Consider the following 15,994-nt stretch of genomic DNA (forward strand, 5'->3'; position numbering starts at 1 on the left):
TCTATCGCCCCATGCTTGCCGAAGTTGCGAAAACCAAGCTAAAGTAGGGAGTGTGGTGCGTTAACGTACAAAATACTTATGTTCTCACCGTAGGGACTACGGGTAGAGCCTGCTAAGATAACCGGTGGGTACACCGGTGTTCGCAGGAATCTCCCACTTCAAAAAGTCCGTAAGGGCGTTAAGTGGTGAGTAGTTCAACGGATGGACAAATATTAGTTGTATTATGTGTATTATTGAAAAATATCCCATTTTAATTTTAGATGAACCTACTATTATTTAGATGTGGAAACAGCAGATTATGTAATTAATAATTTATTTCATATTCCTTAAACCAAAATTATTATTACTCATAATGAAAAGATTTTGTAACATGTAGATAAGATTGATGAACTTACTGAAGGACATTTGGAGCAAAAAGATATAGATTTAAAATATAAAATAATATGAATAAGACATATATATATAGCAGCACTATTTTGTTGGTCAATACCAACAACTTTAAAATAGCTAAAGAGAAAATAACCATCTTATTAATATGTAATTAGTATTTTTACTTCAGATAATAAAGAATATAATAACATGTTCTCAATCAGTTCTTTTATCGGCCGAGTTAATTTGTTTTCCTCCTTAATGATTTCACATATGCCGTCAAACTGTGTTGTTCATGCTGCAAAAGGAGTTCATTTTACCATATTATCAAGCTGAGGGTCCTAGCTATATGAATGTCTTTATCATTTTACATATATATAGTTTCTCATAGTGAGTTTAGGTGTCAAAAAATAAGATATAAAAAAGACCTGACATAATAATATCAGATCTTTTTTATATCTTACTTTACACCAATTGCATCATAAGCCTTCGTTACTGCCTGTACTTCTTTCGAGTTCTCACCATATAAATCTTTTGCTGATTGAATTGCAGCTTGACGCATCATGCTAAAGTTCGAATTTGCTGTTAAATATTTTGTAAGTGCACGATAATAAATTTTCTCCGTTGCTTCGCGGCCAACGCCTTTTACTGATACTCCATAATGTGTTCCGCCTTCAGCAATTAAATATGCCGCTTTATTGTTTATACTACTGTTAATATGAACACCACCGTAATCCAACTCACCAGTGTAAAGCTTGCTGTAATGATCTGGGTAATGATCTGGAAAATCATGCATTGGACTTGGTGGAATTGAAATTGATGTTGGGTCACTTAAAGAGCGGAGCGCATCCCCATCGGTGTCTGGTGTATAAATATCCTCACCAAGCTGCCAGTCATCACGGTCTACCATCGCTCCAAAAATATCAGATATAGATTCGTTCAATGCACCTGGTTCGTTTTCATATACTAAATTCGCAGAATGCTCTGTTACTGCGTGCGTTAACTCATGAGCAATAACATCTAAACTTGCGGAGTACGGTAAGAATATTTCGCCATCCCCATCCCCATATAGCATTTGTCTTCCATTCCAAGCTGCATTGTTCCATTGATCGCCGACATGAACAGTTGAAATTAATTTTGCCCCTTTATTATCAAACGAGTTACGGTCAAATGTTTTTTTGAAATAATCGTATACTTTTGCTGTATTTACGTGGGCATCAACTGCAGCTTTATCCTGGAACATTTTTGATTCACTTACTACTTCCCAACCTGTGAAGCGAGATCTGTCCCATTCCTCATACAGCCATGGTACAGAGGAATTTCTTGCGTCAAGAGTATGAATTCCATTCCCTCGTGTACCATCCAACAAATGATATGAACCTGCTTTATTTTGCTCAATTTTAAATGAAGTTCTTTGTCCGAGTACGCCATAACCGAAGCCTTCCATATGATCGATTGCATTATATTTATTGATAACATTTCCATTTGTCGCATTAATGAAATAATGCCAATATCCTGGTTCTGGCTTAGAAATAGAAGCTTTTACTAAATATGATAAGTAGTAATTGCCGTCTTTCTCATATACAAATAAATCTTTTTTGATACTATCGTAATCCTCTACTTTTCCAATTTCTTTCTCGATATCTGCTTTTGCAATTTTCTCAGCTTCTACTTGTGAGATGTTGGGTTCAGCGGGGATGTTTTTACCAGCCACATCAGGAACAACCTGTCCAAAAAATGCTTTTACATTGTTATTTTCATCAAGTGCAATCGTTTGATCCGATCCATAAACGGGCACATTGTTATGCGTCTCAACTAATTTCACATGCGTTGTATTTGTCTTTTCATCTTTCTCTTCAGATACAATTTCAAAGTGCTTTTCCATATTTCCTGCTAATTTAAACATTTCTTTCTTACTTTTTAAATACTCGAACACCGTTTCTTTTTTATCTAGTCCTTTCGGTGCTTTCCACTCTTCCCCCATATAAGATGGTGTCTGGAATTCTTGGTTGTATTGAATTTTTTGCTCTGCTGCATATGTACGTGGCGTACCTAATGTCGCAAATGTCCCTAAAGCCATAGATAAAGCTAGTGTTGAAGATAAAACTTTCTTTTTCAAAAATAACACTCCCCATCCCTAATTTCACATATTCCATTTTTTTGCATATATCTATCTTTTTGACACTTTTATATAATTCTGAATATGATAATAATAACCTCTGAATAAAACTTTAGAAAATCAATACAGAAAATTCTAATAATTGTTATATAAAAAAGTCCACTTATTTTTATAAGTGGACTTAAAGATAATATGTTTTTATATTAACCTTCAATCGTTTCAACAGTACTTTCAAAATAATAAAAGAATAAGTTGGGATGCTGTATATAATGGAAGCCGCATGTGTAGTATTAATATGAACGTGGTCTACATCATGATTCCATTCAACTAACGTGATGTTATAGTTTTCAGATAGTCGAGCAAACATATCTTTTGCATAGTCTGACATATCATCATCAAACACATTTCTTCTGTATTTCACGACCAACACAAGGTGATAATATAACAAGAATACTGAATGGTTATTACTATCTAATTTCATTTATATACCAGCCCTTATAATTTATAAGACTGATTATATCAGAGGCAAAATAAAAAGGAAAACCTTTTGGCTACGCCAAACCGAAATTCATCTCCCACCTACCGTTGGGCTACGCCCTTCACACGCTTGAGGAAGGAGAATTCTTTCCGGAAATTCGTTAAATTATTGAAAAACCAAAATATAGAAGGGAAAATAAAAGACGTTAGTTGGCGTCTTTTATTTATCATCATTAGTGAAACTTCACTGGTGATTACTATTAATATTAAAATATCTGATCTTGGAATTAACTTATTAGATGATACTATTGATTGTATAAAATCTGACAAATGACTAAAGATAATAAAAAAATTCTTGATACAAAAATCTAAATTGTATAATATATAGTTATAGTGTTATTTGTTGAATTCCGTTTATTCCCACGCCTTATGTGTTGTGGTTGAGTTGCAGAAGCAAGTTGTGTTCTTGTTTCAATTTTGAAAGGGCTTCTTTGAGCCGATTAGTGCATATATAGCTTATTTTGTTATGCACATTTTTAATCGACTTGAAGAAGTCCTTTTTATGTTGTTTTCAAGTTGCAGGTGGGATTATTTATGATTCATAACATAACAAAAAGATATAAAATAATGTTTGAATAGTATTAGTTGATCTAAAAGAGTAATCTAAAGAGCCCGATGATATATTGATTGATATAGATAAGTTATTAGGGAGTACAAATGAAGAACTACGATATAAATCATGTAATGGTAGTTTATACAGGGGAAAAGGAAGAACTAAGTGATATGTATACTTGGAGCTTCCTTTTTTATTGCAATTAGAAATCTGGTAGGAATAATTATGCATATAAAAATGATTTAGCGGAAAAATTTTATTTAATTTCAATACATAGAAGAAAAAGGAAAAAACAAATTCATAAAGGGCTAGTTTAAGTACGATTCATTTGCATAATTGAGAGGGGAAATGTATTGGTGAAACGTCTTGTTTCTTGCTGACCAAGGGAATGCAGAATGATTAGTAAAGAGTAAGAGCGTATTACTACTCTCACAATGGAAATTACATTAGAAAAGGGTCTGTCAGTGTTTACAATTTATTTGTTACATCGGTCTAAAAGAATTTGGATGGAGAAGTAAATGCTAAGTGAGAACATGAATAACATTTTTAGAACTTGAACAATTGTGCTTTTTGTGAATAGTGAAAATCAGAAGTAGAAGAGGCACAAGCGTTAAAGTGGACTGCAAAAGTGACAGAAAGAGAACAAGGACTAACATTATTTATAAAGATATCTAATAAGAAGTGCTATCGGATTTATATAGAAGGAGGGATAATACCAGAAAATATATAAATGTATATAAAATTTGAGGTGAATCCACCTAATTTCTATACATTAGTTGAATCAAATAATAGATGACTAGGGAGTGTATAACATCCATTTCCCAGTTAAATTTTCTTAGATAAATAGCATGAAATACAGTATGTTCTCACTCATTTGTATAAGGATAAAATAGCCTTTTATTTTTATGAAAATGAGTGAAACAGAACGATTCACCATATAAAAATATTCGACTATAATGAAACACTGTACGTCATTGTGATATTAAGATGTTTTAAGATTAAAGTGATTATTAGTCATAAAATATGAGTTTCGAGACCTCAGCAAAATATTGCAATGCTTTATATACATGAGATTGTAAAAATTATTTTATTAAAATTACTGGAGGCTGATGAAATATGATAATAGATCATATAAGCAACAATGTAGTAAAAAAATTGGAACAAACGGTGCGCTATGAAAAGAAACAGGTACAGGTATTACGTGTAAGTAAAAGTAGTTCTAATATGCACGCTTACATGATTTTCCCAGAATTCTCAGAGGTTAAAATTTCAAATACTGAACTGGATGAATATATAGAAAATCTATCAACAAGTCTGAAATATGTCATTGATCGCAAGTTAAATCAACAAGAAATTGAAAAACAAAATCATTCTTTCATTATGACGTGCGCAGTTGAGGAAGATGGTGTTATAGATGATGAAACGATTCATTTTAATACGACGTATGTTAAGCCACCTACACTTGCGAGTAAGGTATTTAAGCTAGTGTGTGGTTTAGGAAATCGTTTGAATAGCTTAAAAGAGTTACATATAACAGTATTAAATAATAATATTAATCGAATTGAAATAGAGTTTTATAATGAAAATGAAACATATGTAGCAGTAGAAAAAGAAGAAATTGCAAATGCGATTATGGGGGCATATACAAAAGCCAATATCTATTATTCCGCAGATCTCCGTTATGTTGCAGAAGGAAATGAAATCAAATTAAAGAGCATTAAGCCAAAATTAGCGGGTGATGTGTTGTGAAGCGAGAAAAAGGGATGATTGGAGTTTTATGTACATTTGTTTTTATTATCCTAGTACTCATACCTTTACATACAGCTCATGCATCTGTAAAAGTGGATTTTAATGAATTGAAAGGAAATGATGTTTCTTCATCTTTTAACGAAGGATTAAACAATCGAACAAAAATGACAGAGAAAGACGATTCATTTGGGTCATCAATTATACAAAAAGTTGAGGGTATGTATGCACCAGCTTTTAAAGTAGGGGTAAATATCTTTTCTATCTCTTTCATATTAGGTGTTATTGTCATGGTTATGGCGTTAATTACAAAGAATGGTCAATGGATGAAATGGGCAACAGGGAGTATGATTTTCTCGTTCGTTAGTATGATGGCAATGAGATTAAGTGTATATTTCTTATTTAGTTCGGATGTATTTTCGTTTATGAACATTTTTACGGATTTTTTAGACCTGTTTAAAGCAACAGCACTTATTTTCACACCCTTTATGTTAATTGCAGGTATTCGTTTAAGAAAAATTCATGAGAGTACAAAACAACCTGAGTATTATCGTTGGTCTAATCGCGTTATAACGGGATCTTGTTTACTATGTATGTTAGCCGTACTGGCTCCATGGTTATTTGCAAATATGTAAAGAAATATATATATATATATGCAAAAGGTACTGAATGTTCATTCAGTACCTTTTATCTACCCATCTGATTTTTCCTTTCGTATTCTGCAAATATCTCCTCTGATATAGGGGATAATTCGTTCGATTTTTAATCGTTTTTTTTGTTGTAAAGGATTTCCATTTGTAGAATGAACAGAACTTGTAGTAGAGCTGGTATGCCTGCAAAACAGACGAGGAAGATAGAAGCTAAAATAATATTTAAATTAGAAATTCATACCTCGTATTTAATAATAACTTAATTTATTTTGATAGGAGTGCTTGTTTTGAAAAGAAATCCAGAATATACCGCTTTACGTAATTCTATCTTGATAGGTTGGCTGCTCACAATTATTGTTATGGGCTTATCTATCTATTTTTCTTCTATTGTATATCTACTAATTGGATGTTTCATTTTGTCATTGAAATATGGATTAATGGGCACTATAAAGAATGTAGAAAAGCGTTTGCCAACCTGGGCTAATTTTGGAGTGATTGAAAAACCAGTGAATCGGAGGGTGACAAGACCTTTTCAATTTCGGGGCGGACTCATTGTTTCATTAGCATTAGGATTCATAGAGATGGTGATAAAAGGTTTATGTATCTCATATTATATTTTAGGATTAGAAACCCATGTATATCGTTTAATGCGTAGAAACACAAGAATGTGAAAAGGGGACTTATATTATGAAAGTATTAATATTTGAATTAATTCTAATTGTGCTTCTGATACCGATAAACATTATGGTAAAAAAACATGCTCCAAAATGGAAAGGAAGAGCTGGAGAAAAGATGGTAAAACGTATATTAAGAAAATTAGATCACGAAAGGTATTGGGTGTTACATGATGTGACGGTTCATACAGAGTATGGTGATACAACTCAAATTGACCATATTGTTATCGCAGAAACAGGTATATTTGTTATAGAAACGAAGAACTACGAGGGCTGGATTTATGGAAGTGAGAAGACAGCAAGATGGACAAAAGGTATTTTTAGAAAGAAACACTCTTTTCAGAATCCATTTAGACAAAACTATAAGCACATGAAAACAATTGAATGGGTGATCGAACAACAGCTGCCGTGTATTTCTATTGTAGCGTTTCATCCAAAATGCAGCCTAAAAAGAGTAAATGTTCATTCTAAAGATAAACATGTCCTATATTATAACGATCTAAAGAAATGTATCGAATCCTATATTGATGTGAAATTAACAAAAGACGAGGTCGAACATATTTACCAGACTATTTTGCAAGCGAATATTACTGATAAGGATACTGAAAATAAACATGTGAAGTATTTACAGAATAAGTTCGCTAAACAATAAGAAACGGAGCAAGGAACAATGTTATATATAATAGGATTTTTGGTAATCATCGTAGTAGTTATTCGTCTTAACGTGAAGTATTACCAGTTAAAAGGTAATCCAAAAGATTTTGTGATGAAAAAGAAGGATTAAGGATTTATTTTAGAAATAGAGGTAATAGAATACATATATTATTTTAGCCATCACCAAAGGTCATAAGAACCGTTTTATGATCGATAAATACATACATTACTATATTTTATTAATTAATTTAAGTGATATAATAAATAAAAATAAACAGGAGGTTTAGTTGTGAAAGAAGTGTTAGATGTAGAAACGTATTTAAAGAAAATGAAGAATCAGAAAATAAATTATGATAAAGTATTAAGAAAAATGATTAATGATTGGGAAGCAAGGAACGAAAGACCAAAAGTGTTACTTCATTCATGCTGTGCTCCTTGTAGTACTGCTTCATTGGAATTTCTTGCAGAACATGCAGATATTACGGTTTTTTTCTCGAATTCGAATATTCATCCGAAAAGTGAGTACATGCGACGCTCTAATGAACAAAAGATCTTTGTAGAAAAGTTCAATGATCGTACTGGGCACACAGTAGGATTTCTTGAGGATGACTACCGTTCAAATGTATTTTTTAAAATGGTAAAAGAAGAAGGTTTGGCAGAAGAGCCAGAAGGCGGGCTTCGTTGTTCAGCTTGTTTTGATATGAGATTGGATCGTTCAGCTGAGGTAGCACAAGAAAAAGGTTTTGATTACTTTGGGAGTGCCATTACTCTTTCTAAAAATAAAAATAGTCAATTAATAAATGAACTTGGAATCGGTGTGCAAAAAAATTATGATTCGCGTTATTTACCAAGTGATTTCAAAAAAAGTAATGGATATCAACGTTCAATTGAAATGTGTAATGAATATGATGTTTTCCGTCAGTGTTATTGTGGATGTTCATTTGCGGCAGAGAAACAAGGTATAGATTTAAGATCGGTGAACAAAGATGCAATACATTATCTGAAAGAAAATAATCTTAGTTTAAAAAAATAGATTTAATGGAGAGAAATTCGATGTAAGATTAACCTATGATTTACAAACGAAACGCATTATGTTTCTAAAGGAAAAACGTAAAAAGCTAAAATAGTTCGGGAATAACTCCTTACTGGTTAAAGTTCTAGAGAAGAAAAAACCAATAAGGAGTGTTTTCTTAATCTCGCATTGCCCCTGCCTCTCGGGAAGTCATTGCTCCTTGTCCTGCTCTTACATCATTTTGAATTTCTTGTTTCACTTTTTGTGCATCTGTTTCAGCAAAATCTTGTTTCATAACAGAACCAGGACTTTTTATAGCTTTTTTACGATCTTGCATACAAACCCTCCTCGATTTAACATTTAACAATTTTAGTATTTACAAAAATACACTCGGTATACTCCGAGTAGTATATTGTTTATTGAAGAAAAAATTGATTACTATAAGATGGTAGAGGAACATAGGGAATAACAATCTTCCATTAATATCTCTCTCAAAAGTTTAGAGAAATATCTGCGGGAAAAACGCCTTTCTCTCTGTGGAAATATAAAGGAAGAATAGTGTTTTTTTATTTTGGATACAATAGTCTAATTATGCAAATAACCACTTGTTAAGGTTATTAGTAAAAATGGGATCCAAGAATGACTAAATAGGGCATCTAATATATGAAAGTTTTAATGGGATTGAGTTTTATGTTTGGTTGTATTTTCATTACATCAGGAAATGCTGAAGCTACATCGGGAGGATGGTATAAAGTTACAGCTGCAGGTAACAATTGTAAAGCTAGGGTAAATACTGATCAAACTGAATATAAGCCCAATAATAAAACCGTAGGCATGCAATTAGAGGCAGAAGGAAATTGTAATAACATGTATTATGATACGGCTTTATCAGATAGAGACCTAGAGTCTGTAGCATATGATACAACTGTTGGAAGTTTTTCTTCGAAAATTCCAATAAAACAACTAAAAATAGGTAATGTTCGCGAAAAAGAAACTACAGATATTATAGTTCAATTATACAAAGATGCCGCTCATACACAGCCTATAGGAAAACTAATTTCAAATAATATTATAATTTATCCTAGGTAACCTATAAATATACTATATAAATGGGCTACTTGGAAATTGAAAATAGATAACTATATAATCAGAACAAAGGAATACCTTATAATAAAGGATACCTTTGTTTTGATTATAATATTAAATTTAATAGGGCTTCTTTACCCATCGGCATTTAACTAAAGCGAAATTGTAAACCTAAAATAAAATAACATTATCCTTTACTATAATTCTACAGAAAGAAAAGTGTATTTTTTACAAAATGTATGTGATGTTACCAATAATTAAAAAGTTACTCAATAAAAAAGCTAACTGCCGCATTTAAACATATTGAAAGTAACTAATTTAGTTATATATCAATCAACCACGTCCAGCTTGGAAAGATGGATAAAGCGACATACCACCATCAGCAAACAGTGTAATACCTGTTACATAGCTCGCTTGTGAAGAAGCAAGCCATGCTGCTACCGCTGCAATTTCTTTCGGTTCTCCGATATATCCCATAGGAACCATACTTTCAACATCGGCACGTTTTTCTGGATCCGTAAATTTTTCAGCATTAATCGGCGTATTCATAGCACCAGGCCCAATATTATTTACACGGATTCCTTTTGGTGCATATTCTAGTGCTAATGTTTCTGTCATTAGCTTAACGCCACCTTTACTTGCTGCATAGTGTACAAATAATGGCCATGGAATTTGCTCGTGAACGCTTGACATATTAATAACACTACCCTTAATATCATGCTTAACAAAATATTTAATTGCTTCCCGGCTCCCTAAGAAAGCCCCTGTTAAATTTGTAGCAATTACCTTATTCCAATCACTTAATGGCATTTCATGTGATGGTACTGAATTTTCAATACCCGCATTATTAATCATGACATCCAGTGTACCAAATTCTTTCACAGCAGATTTAACGAGATTGATAACATCTGATTCAACTGTTACATCTCCTTTTACCGCAATCGCTTCTCCACCTGCTTGTTTAACTACTTGTACTACTTCATTTGCTTCTGATTCGTTTGAATAATAATTAATTACAACTTTGGCTTGTTCTTCTCCAAAACGAATTGCCATCGCTCTTCCTAATCCTGTGGATGCACCTGTAATAACAACAACTTTCCCTTTTAAATCTGTATACATAATTTTTTCCTCCTTTTTATCCTTTAGCAATTCCTAACATAATGCCAGCTGCAATAATGAAGATAATTCCAATGACAATCGCAATAAATTGTCGTTTTGTTTTCTTTTCACCTAATATAAAAATTCCACCTAAAGTTGAGATCACGATCCCCATTTGGGAAAGGGAAAAGCTTGTTGCCACCCCTACACGCGGCTGGGAAATAAATAAAAACATATTTCCTGCTGCCCAAATTAAACCAGGAATAATATTGCGAATCGCATATTTATTAAATGGTTGATGCTTAAAGGTTAGTAGAATTCCACCTAACACCATACCAATGGCTTGTGGTAATAACGCTGACCATCCGTCTATACCGAATAGGCGGATAATTACCACATATACTAAGTAACCAAGAGTTGAAATTAATAACATCACAATCCCTTTTTTGAAATTTCCTTTTTGTTCATCGTTTTTCTCCTCTTTGCTTTGGAGAGATGTGAGAACGATTCCGATTATGATACAAAGAAGTGCCAGAACACCTAATACAACAGATGTTGTTGTTGGCCATTCATGAAATACAATGACCCCAAATAAAGTAGTCGAAACTAATTGCATCCCTGTTGAAATAGGCATTGTTTTAGAAACCCCAATTAAATCAATACTTTTCAATTGATTGGCTTGTCCTAATGCCCAAAATAGGCCAGATATAATCCCGACAATTATCATCACGGGCGTCAAAACGGGTTTTATAAAAATATAAACACCGATAGAAAAAACTAGAGCGCCAAGGGTAGTTCCAAGTATTTGACTGTAAGGACCGCCTCCTAGTTTAACGTTGAAGAGTACAATACTTCCCCAAAATAATGCTGGTAAAATCGCTAATAAAATATCCATTTTTTCTAACCTTCCTAAAACATATTTATTAAGTTGAATGCTTGAACGAGATAGTATCTTTGTGTCGAGGGAATTATTTTAGAATAAGAGAAATTTTTCGTTTTTCTACCCGTAATATTTGTTTACCCAGAATAAAAGAAAAATAACATCATGTTGAAAAAGAAAATAACTAGCACGAAATAAAAAAAGTTATTAGAAAGAATATGACCAATACAATTTCAAGTTTTGAAAATAGGAATAATGGAGAAAAACTTGATGCAAAATTAAGCTATGTTATACAAAAACAACGCATTATGTTTATACATGAGAAAAAGAAATAATATCGTAAAATCTTTAATTTCGTATATAAAATTAATAAGAAGTATGATATGATGAAAGTAACAAAATACTTCTAAAACTATCTTGCAAAAGGACACACCTACGCATACATATGCGATAGGTGTGTCCTTTTTTATTTGTTTTTAAGATTTCAAGACTGAAAAGGGGGATGTATATTGTGTACCAGTAATATAGCATCTACTAATGTTTCTTTTGAAAAATTGAAAAGTCAGGAAGAGAATGAAAAAAACATAGTGTCAATATGCCCGAATTGTAAGAAACGCTCATTTAGAGTACTTTATAATGATTATCCAAAATGGATACAGTATTGCCTATGTTGTAATTATCGAGAAGTAAATACAATAGAGAGTCCGTTTGTTTATTAGATGTAGCTATTTACGTATTTTGATTAGGAGGAAGAATTTCCGATATGAAAATATGAATTAAGGCTATTTGTATAACATCATTTGTATTTCAAATGACAGCATGTAGCAATTCGACGCAAGCAAAAAATGATTCGAGACCTGCCCAAGCAGTACAAAACGGAATACAACAGCACGTAAAAGGGAAAGGTATTGTTGATATTCCAGGGAATTATAAGGGGAAATTAAAAGACTTAGAGACCGTTAAAGGGAAGGTATTACATATAAAAGACGGAGATACAATAGACGTAAACGTAAAGGGGCAGAAACAGATGGTAAGGTTACTGTTATTAGATACCCCTGAGTCTGTATCTCAAAAAATTCCACCACAAAAGATGGGAAAAGAACCATCTTCCTTTTTAAAGAAACAGCTAGAAGGGAAAAGTGTAACATTTGTTTATGATCGGGGACCAAAAGAAGTCAAATACGGTAGAAAATTGGCTTATGTATTTTGCGATGGAATACACATCAACGAATTAATGGTCAAGTCGGGTTATGGGATTATAGCCTATATTTCTAGACCTAATACTAAAATTCTATCTGAAATGAAAGAAGCAGAAAATGAAGCAAAAGAATCAAAGGTTGGCGTATGGAGCATTAAAGGCTTTGTAGATGAAAAGAACCAGCATTATAACCGTAAAGATGCAGCTTAACACCCTAACCCATTGCAATACAAATATTTGTGCAAAATGGAGGTTTTTTGAATGAATGAAAACAAAAGAAATATGCTCTTATCCTTTATCATTTCAATTTTATTTATTTTCGCGAGTCTATTGCCATTTAGTAATAATGAATATGTGTATGTTATCTCCAAAATTGGTGCTGCAGCAGGTGTAATAAATATTGTGATGATGAGCGTTTTCTTGTATTTTCAAAGCAAAAAAACGGGACATTTATTAAATTGGTAATTAAAGCTAAATAGTTTTCCTTACTCATATCCTTTTAAGTTTGGTAAGGAAAGCCGAAAAGGAGTGTGAAAGGTGAGTCAAGTACCTGGATTTTTAAAGTTTGTTTTAGCGAAAGAAAGAAGGTATGTATATTTAGTTGTAGGAGAAAAGAAAAACAAAAAAGTACATACACACATGGTATATAGATTTGGTTCGCTAGAAAAAGCATTAGAAACCATGTACGAAATGCGTGGTGATTTTGAAAATCTTTTCCCTCTAGAATTAAAAGAGAGGGGATACGACTGAGAAGATATCAATGATTGGATACTTTCTATTGAAACAGGGTACTCGAAACTCGGAAATAAACTAGTCATATACTAGCAAATGTTTTGTATTTAAAAAATAGGTGAGGTAAAAATAAGATGTTGATCATTCAAAAGTATCACATTGTAATTGCTTGGACGATAGCTACTAGTGCAATGTTAATTAGTTTGTTTTTTAGTGAATGGATGAAGCTGCCGCCATGTGATTTGTGCTGGTACTAAAGAATGGCCATGTATCCATTAGTATTAATATTGGGGATAGGGATATATATAGAAGATTCGCACGTAAGCATGTATGCATTTTCATTTGCGTGTATTGGTTTAATGTTATCTGTATATCAAATTACAATTCAAGCGTTTCCTAATAGTGAGATGCAGATTTGTTCAGTAGGAGTTTCTTGCACAAAAGATTACTTAAATTTATTCGGTTTCATCTCGATACCTATGCTATCTTTTGTTGGATTTTTAGCTATCATAATACTTCTATATATTAAACCTGAGAGAGACAAAAGATTAAACAATACAGTGATTATGAACAATATGTTCGAATAAACACAAAATACCTATAAATAGATAAAAAATAAAAAGAGTTAAAAAAGGAGAAATAAAAAATGACAACAATGCAAGTAAGTAATGAAATGTACAAAATTCCAGAGGCGGATATAGAACTATTAAAAATCATGGCCCATCCAGTTAGATTACAAATTGTGAAAGAGCTAGAACGCCACAAAATTTGTAATGTAACACAGTTAACAGAGCTATTAGATGTGCCTCAATCTACCGTATCTCAGCATTTATCTAAAATGCGTGGGAAAATTCTTCGCTCAGAAAGAAGGGGATTAGAGATGTATTATCATATTGTGAATTTTAAGGCATGTCAGATTGTCGGAGTATTAGGTCTTTAATTTTAACTCGAAATAGGATAATAGTAAGAGTGTTGTTAAATATAGCTGCAAAAGCTGATGTACTGCAGAATAATAAATTCAGAAGCGTAAAGTCTAGTCTTCTAATAATGGAGGAGCTGACTGTGGTGAAAAATTGATATAGGAGTTACTAAAAAAGAGTGCAGTACATGTGCATTCTTTTTCTTTGTGCCATAGCTACAATAGATAAAGTATTTTGTTTTGCTATGCGAAAACGATATTTTTGACTTTTTAAGCAAAGAAAATATTTAGTTTACTGATTTGTATAGTTAGAATTAAAGTTTAGAATATTCTGTGTCAACATTATCAATTTACTATAGTTTCCAATTATGTAAAGATAGAATTGATTATAATTTTCCGTAAATATTAGATTGAAAACTATTATAAGGGGAATTTGAGTATTTATAGCTTGTTTATAAACGATGATTGGGGGGTACAGACAATAGGGTGATCAAGTACTGGTAGAATTTATTAAACGAAATGAGGTGACTTTAACTTGAGAGAAATTGCGAAAAAAGTACAAATGTTACGTTTACAGGAGGAGCATTCCGGGCGTAAGGCAGACGCAAAACAGTATTCTTCCAAGCGATGTAAAATAGAAAGAGAGGGTATTAATTTAGAAAAAAATAGAGTTAAAAAACGAACTCAAAAATTTCAAACGTCAGAAGAAAAATGGGACATAAAATGTAAAAAAGCAGTACAATTATTTAATCAAGGAGAGGAATATCCAACTATTGCAAAAAATCTGAGGTGCAATGTGAGTAGTTTGTATAGAGAACTTAAGAAACGGGGCACATTACAAACACCAAAGCAGGTAGCAGTATCTAAATCATTAAAATCACCTATAACATCAACACGAACAAAAAAAACAAATTTTGAGAGATATAAAGAATATTATATGTACAAATAGAAGAATTCATGGCTATAAATCTATACTTAATTCTTTAGTGTTAAAAAGCTCAGATTATAAAAGGTACAATGAAAAAATGCATGTTTAGCAGCAAATCTTCTTACAGTATTGATAGAGCATCTTTTTATTTTTAGGATATTTTTAAATCTAACAAATATTGAAGGCTATTACCTGTTGCTTAGATCAAAAAAATATTCTTAAAACTAAATCCTTACTTATATTTGTTGAGTAGTTGGTTAAGAAGAGGTTTTTTTGCAAATGCTAAAATAAGGACACTTTGTCCAAAGCAAAAGAATCCCCATGTCATAAAGGATTCTTTTAGGAGAGTTAGAGAGATGTTGTCACTTGACTCATATTGATTTTACGATAAAAAGAAAGAATATTCAATTTTGTTATATATTTCTCAATATATTTCTTTTATTTTTATATTATAATTAATTCTTTTTATTGATGTATATCTTTCTGTGGTGAATCCTTTTAATAAGGATTCCTTTTTTAGTGGCTCATATATTAATAATGAGCCACTAGAGTTTAAGATAGTTTATACAACAACTATTGAAATTGCTTGATTATAGGGGAATTGTTGATTTCTATTGCTGGGGATCAGCCCTGAAAATTTATCTACAGTAATAATGATTACAGGTATTCTAACTTCGTTGATTAGAAAATTTATTATTACTCTTTTTAAATATTTTAATCTTTTTAAGTTTCTCTTATAGATGTAAAAGGTTTGGTGTAATTATAATGTTTTTAACGAATTTCCGGAAAGAATTCTCCTTCCTCAAGCGTGTGAAGGGCGTAGCCCAACGGTAGGTGGG

Annotated in this window: 14 protein-coding genes and 4 pseudogenes; 12 read left to right on the forward strand and 6 right to left on the reverse strand. The window is 32.1% G+C overall.

Annotated features, from left to right (window positions below; genetic code table 11):
• Positions 1-347: 347 nt before the first annotated feature.
• From QO049_RS29125 to tnpA, 3 genes and pseudogenes are all read right to left on the reverse strand, one after another.
• Positions 348-644: pseudogene (locus QO049_RS29125) on the reverse strand (YolD-like family protein).
• Between the two features lie 185 nt (positions 645-829).
• Positions 830-2,488, reverse strand: a complete 1,659-nt coding sequence (locus QO049_RS29130) for a M4 family metallopeptidase (protein ID WP_246963591.1) — start codon at positions 2,486-2,488, stop codon at positions 830-832.
• Between the two features lie 292 nt (positions 2,489-2,780).
• Positions 2,781-2,969 (reverse strand): annotated as a pseudogene (gene tnpA, locus QO049_RS29135) (IS200/IS605 family transposase); the annotation flags it as partial.
• 1,725 nt (positions 2,970-4,694) lie between these two features.
• Between tnpA and QO049_RS29140 the strand changes: the two are divergent.
• The 5 genes from QO049_RS29140 (at position 4,695) to QO049_RS29160 (ending at position 8,335) form a co-directional block, all read left to right on the forward strand.
• On the forward strand, positions 4,695-5,327 hold the full coding sequence (locus QO049_RS29140; protein ID WP_000582596.1) for a hypothetical protein: 633 nt from the start codon (positions 4,695-4,697) through the stop codon (positions 5,325-5,327).
• On the forward strand, positions 5,324-5,959 hold the full coding sequence (locus tag QO049_RS29145; protein ID WP_284489742.1) for a hypothetical protein: 636 nt from the start codon (positions 5,324-5,326) through the stop codon (positions 5,957-5,959). Before QO049_RS29140 ends, QO049_RS29145 begins: the two co-directional genes overlap by 4 nt.
• Before the next feature lie 302 nt (positions 5,960-6,261).
• On the forward strand, positions 6,262-6,645 hold the full coding sequence (locus tag QO049_RS29150; RefSeq protein ID WP_097862038.1) for a hypothetical protein: 384 nt from the start codon (positions 6,262-6,264) through the stop codon (positions 6,643-6,645).
• Between the two features lie 16 nt (positions 6,646-6,661).
• A complete protein-coding gene (locus tag QO049_RS29155) occupies positions 6,662-7,300 on the forward strand; it encodes a nuclease-related domain-containing protein (RefSeq protein WP_097862037.1) in 639 nt (212 codons plus the stop codon).
• A 300-nt stretch (positions 7,301-7,600) separates the two neighbouring features.
• Positions 7,601-8,335 (forward strand): epoxyqueuosine reductase QueH, encoded by a 735-nt coding sequence (locus QO049_RS29160; RefSeq protein WP_031303436.1) that lies wholly within the window; start codon positions 7,601-7,603, stop codon positions 8,333-8,335.
• A 157-nt stretch (positions 8,336-8,492) separates the two neighbouring features.
• Here the strand turns inward: QO049_RS29160 and QO049_RS29165 are convergent, their stop codons facing one another.
• On the reverse strand, positions 8,493-8,651 hold the full coding sequence (locus QO049_RS29165) for a hypothetical protein (protein WP_284489743.1): 159 nt from the start codon (positions 8,649-8,651) through the stop codon (positions 8,493-8,495).
• A 326-nt stretch (positions 8,652-8,977) separates the two neighbouring features.
• On the opposite strand from QO049_RS29165, the gene QO049_RS29170 reads away from it, so the two are divergent.
• Positions 8,978-9,403: a hypothetical protein gene (locus QO049_RS29170; protein WP_284489744.1), complete on the forward strand. Its 426-nt coding sequence runs from the start codon at positions 8,978-8,980 to the stop codon at positions 9,401-9,403.
• 330 nt (positions 9,404-9,733) lie between these two features.
• Here QO049_RS29170 and gdh read toward each other — a convergent pair whose 3' ends face one another.
• Together gdh and QO049_RS29180 are read right to left on the reverse strand one after the other, a co-directional pair.
• Positions 9,734-10,519, reverse strand: coding sequence for a glucose 1-dehydrogenase (gene gdh / locus QO049_RS29175; RefSeq protein ID WP_284489745.1), 786 nt, complete (start codon positions 10,517-10,519; stop codon positions 9,734-9,736).
• Between the two features lie 16 nt (positions 10,520-10,535).
• Positions 10,536-11,393, reverse strand: a complete 858-nt coding sequence (locus tag QO049_RS29180; protein WP_097862035.1) for a RhaT/GlcU family sugar-proton symporter — start codon at positions 11,391-11,393, stop codon at positions 10,536-10,538.
• A gap of 796 nt (positions 11,394-12,189) precedes the next feature.
• On the opposite strand from QO049_RS29180, the gene QO049_RS29185 reads away from it, so the two are divergent.
• The 6 genes and pseudogenes from QO049_RS29185 to QO049_RS29210 all read left to right on the forward strand — a co-directional run bounded on the left by QO049_RS29185 (position 12,190) and on the right by QO049_RS29210 (position 15,176).
• Positions 12,190-12,786 carry a thermonuclease family protein gene (locus tag QO049_RS29185; RefSeq protein ID WP_284489746.1) on the forward strand — a complete coding sequence of 199 codons (597 nt, stop codon included), beginning with the start codon at positions 12,190-12,192 and terminating at the stop codon, positions 12,784-12,786.
• A gap of 51 nt (positions 12,787-12,837) precedes the next feature.
• Positions 12,838-13,041: a hypothetical protein gene (locus tag QO049_RS29190; protein ID WP_001004894.1), complete on the forward strand. Its 204-nt coding sequence runs from the start codon at positions 12,838-12,840 to the stop codon at positions 13,039-13,041.
• Between the two features lie 72 nt (positions 13,042-13,113).
• Positions 13,114-13,401 (forward strand): annotated as a pseudogene (locus tag QO049_RS29195) (hypothetical protein).
• 41 nt (positions 13,402-13,442) lie between these two features.
• Positions 13,443-13,895, forward strand: a pseudogene (locus QO049_RS29200) (disulfide bond formation protein B).
• Positions 13,896-13,954: 59 nt separating this feature from the next.
• The gene (locus QO049_RS29205) at positions 13,955-14,248 is read left to right on the forward strand and encodes an ArsR/SmtB family transcription factor (RefSeq protein ID WP_000210392.1); all 294 of its coding nucleotides are present in this window, start codon (positions 13,955-13,957) and stop codon (positions 14,246-14,248) included.
• A 514-nt stretch (positions 14,249-14,762) separates the two neighbouring features.
• On the forward strand, positions 14,763-15,176 hold the full coding sequence (locus QO049_RS29210) for a hypothetical protein (protein ID WP_097862032.1): 414 nt from the start codon (positions 14,763-14,765) through the stop codon (positions 15,174-15,176).
• Positions 15,177-15,994 lie beyond the last annotated feature (818 nt).

It is taken from the genome of Bacillus sp. RB3, from assembly GCF_030164735.1.
In the GTDB taxonomy this organism is placed as follows: domain Bacteria; phylum Bacillota; class Bacilli; order Bacillales; family Bacillaceae_G; genus Bacillus_A; species Bacillus_A cereus.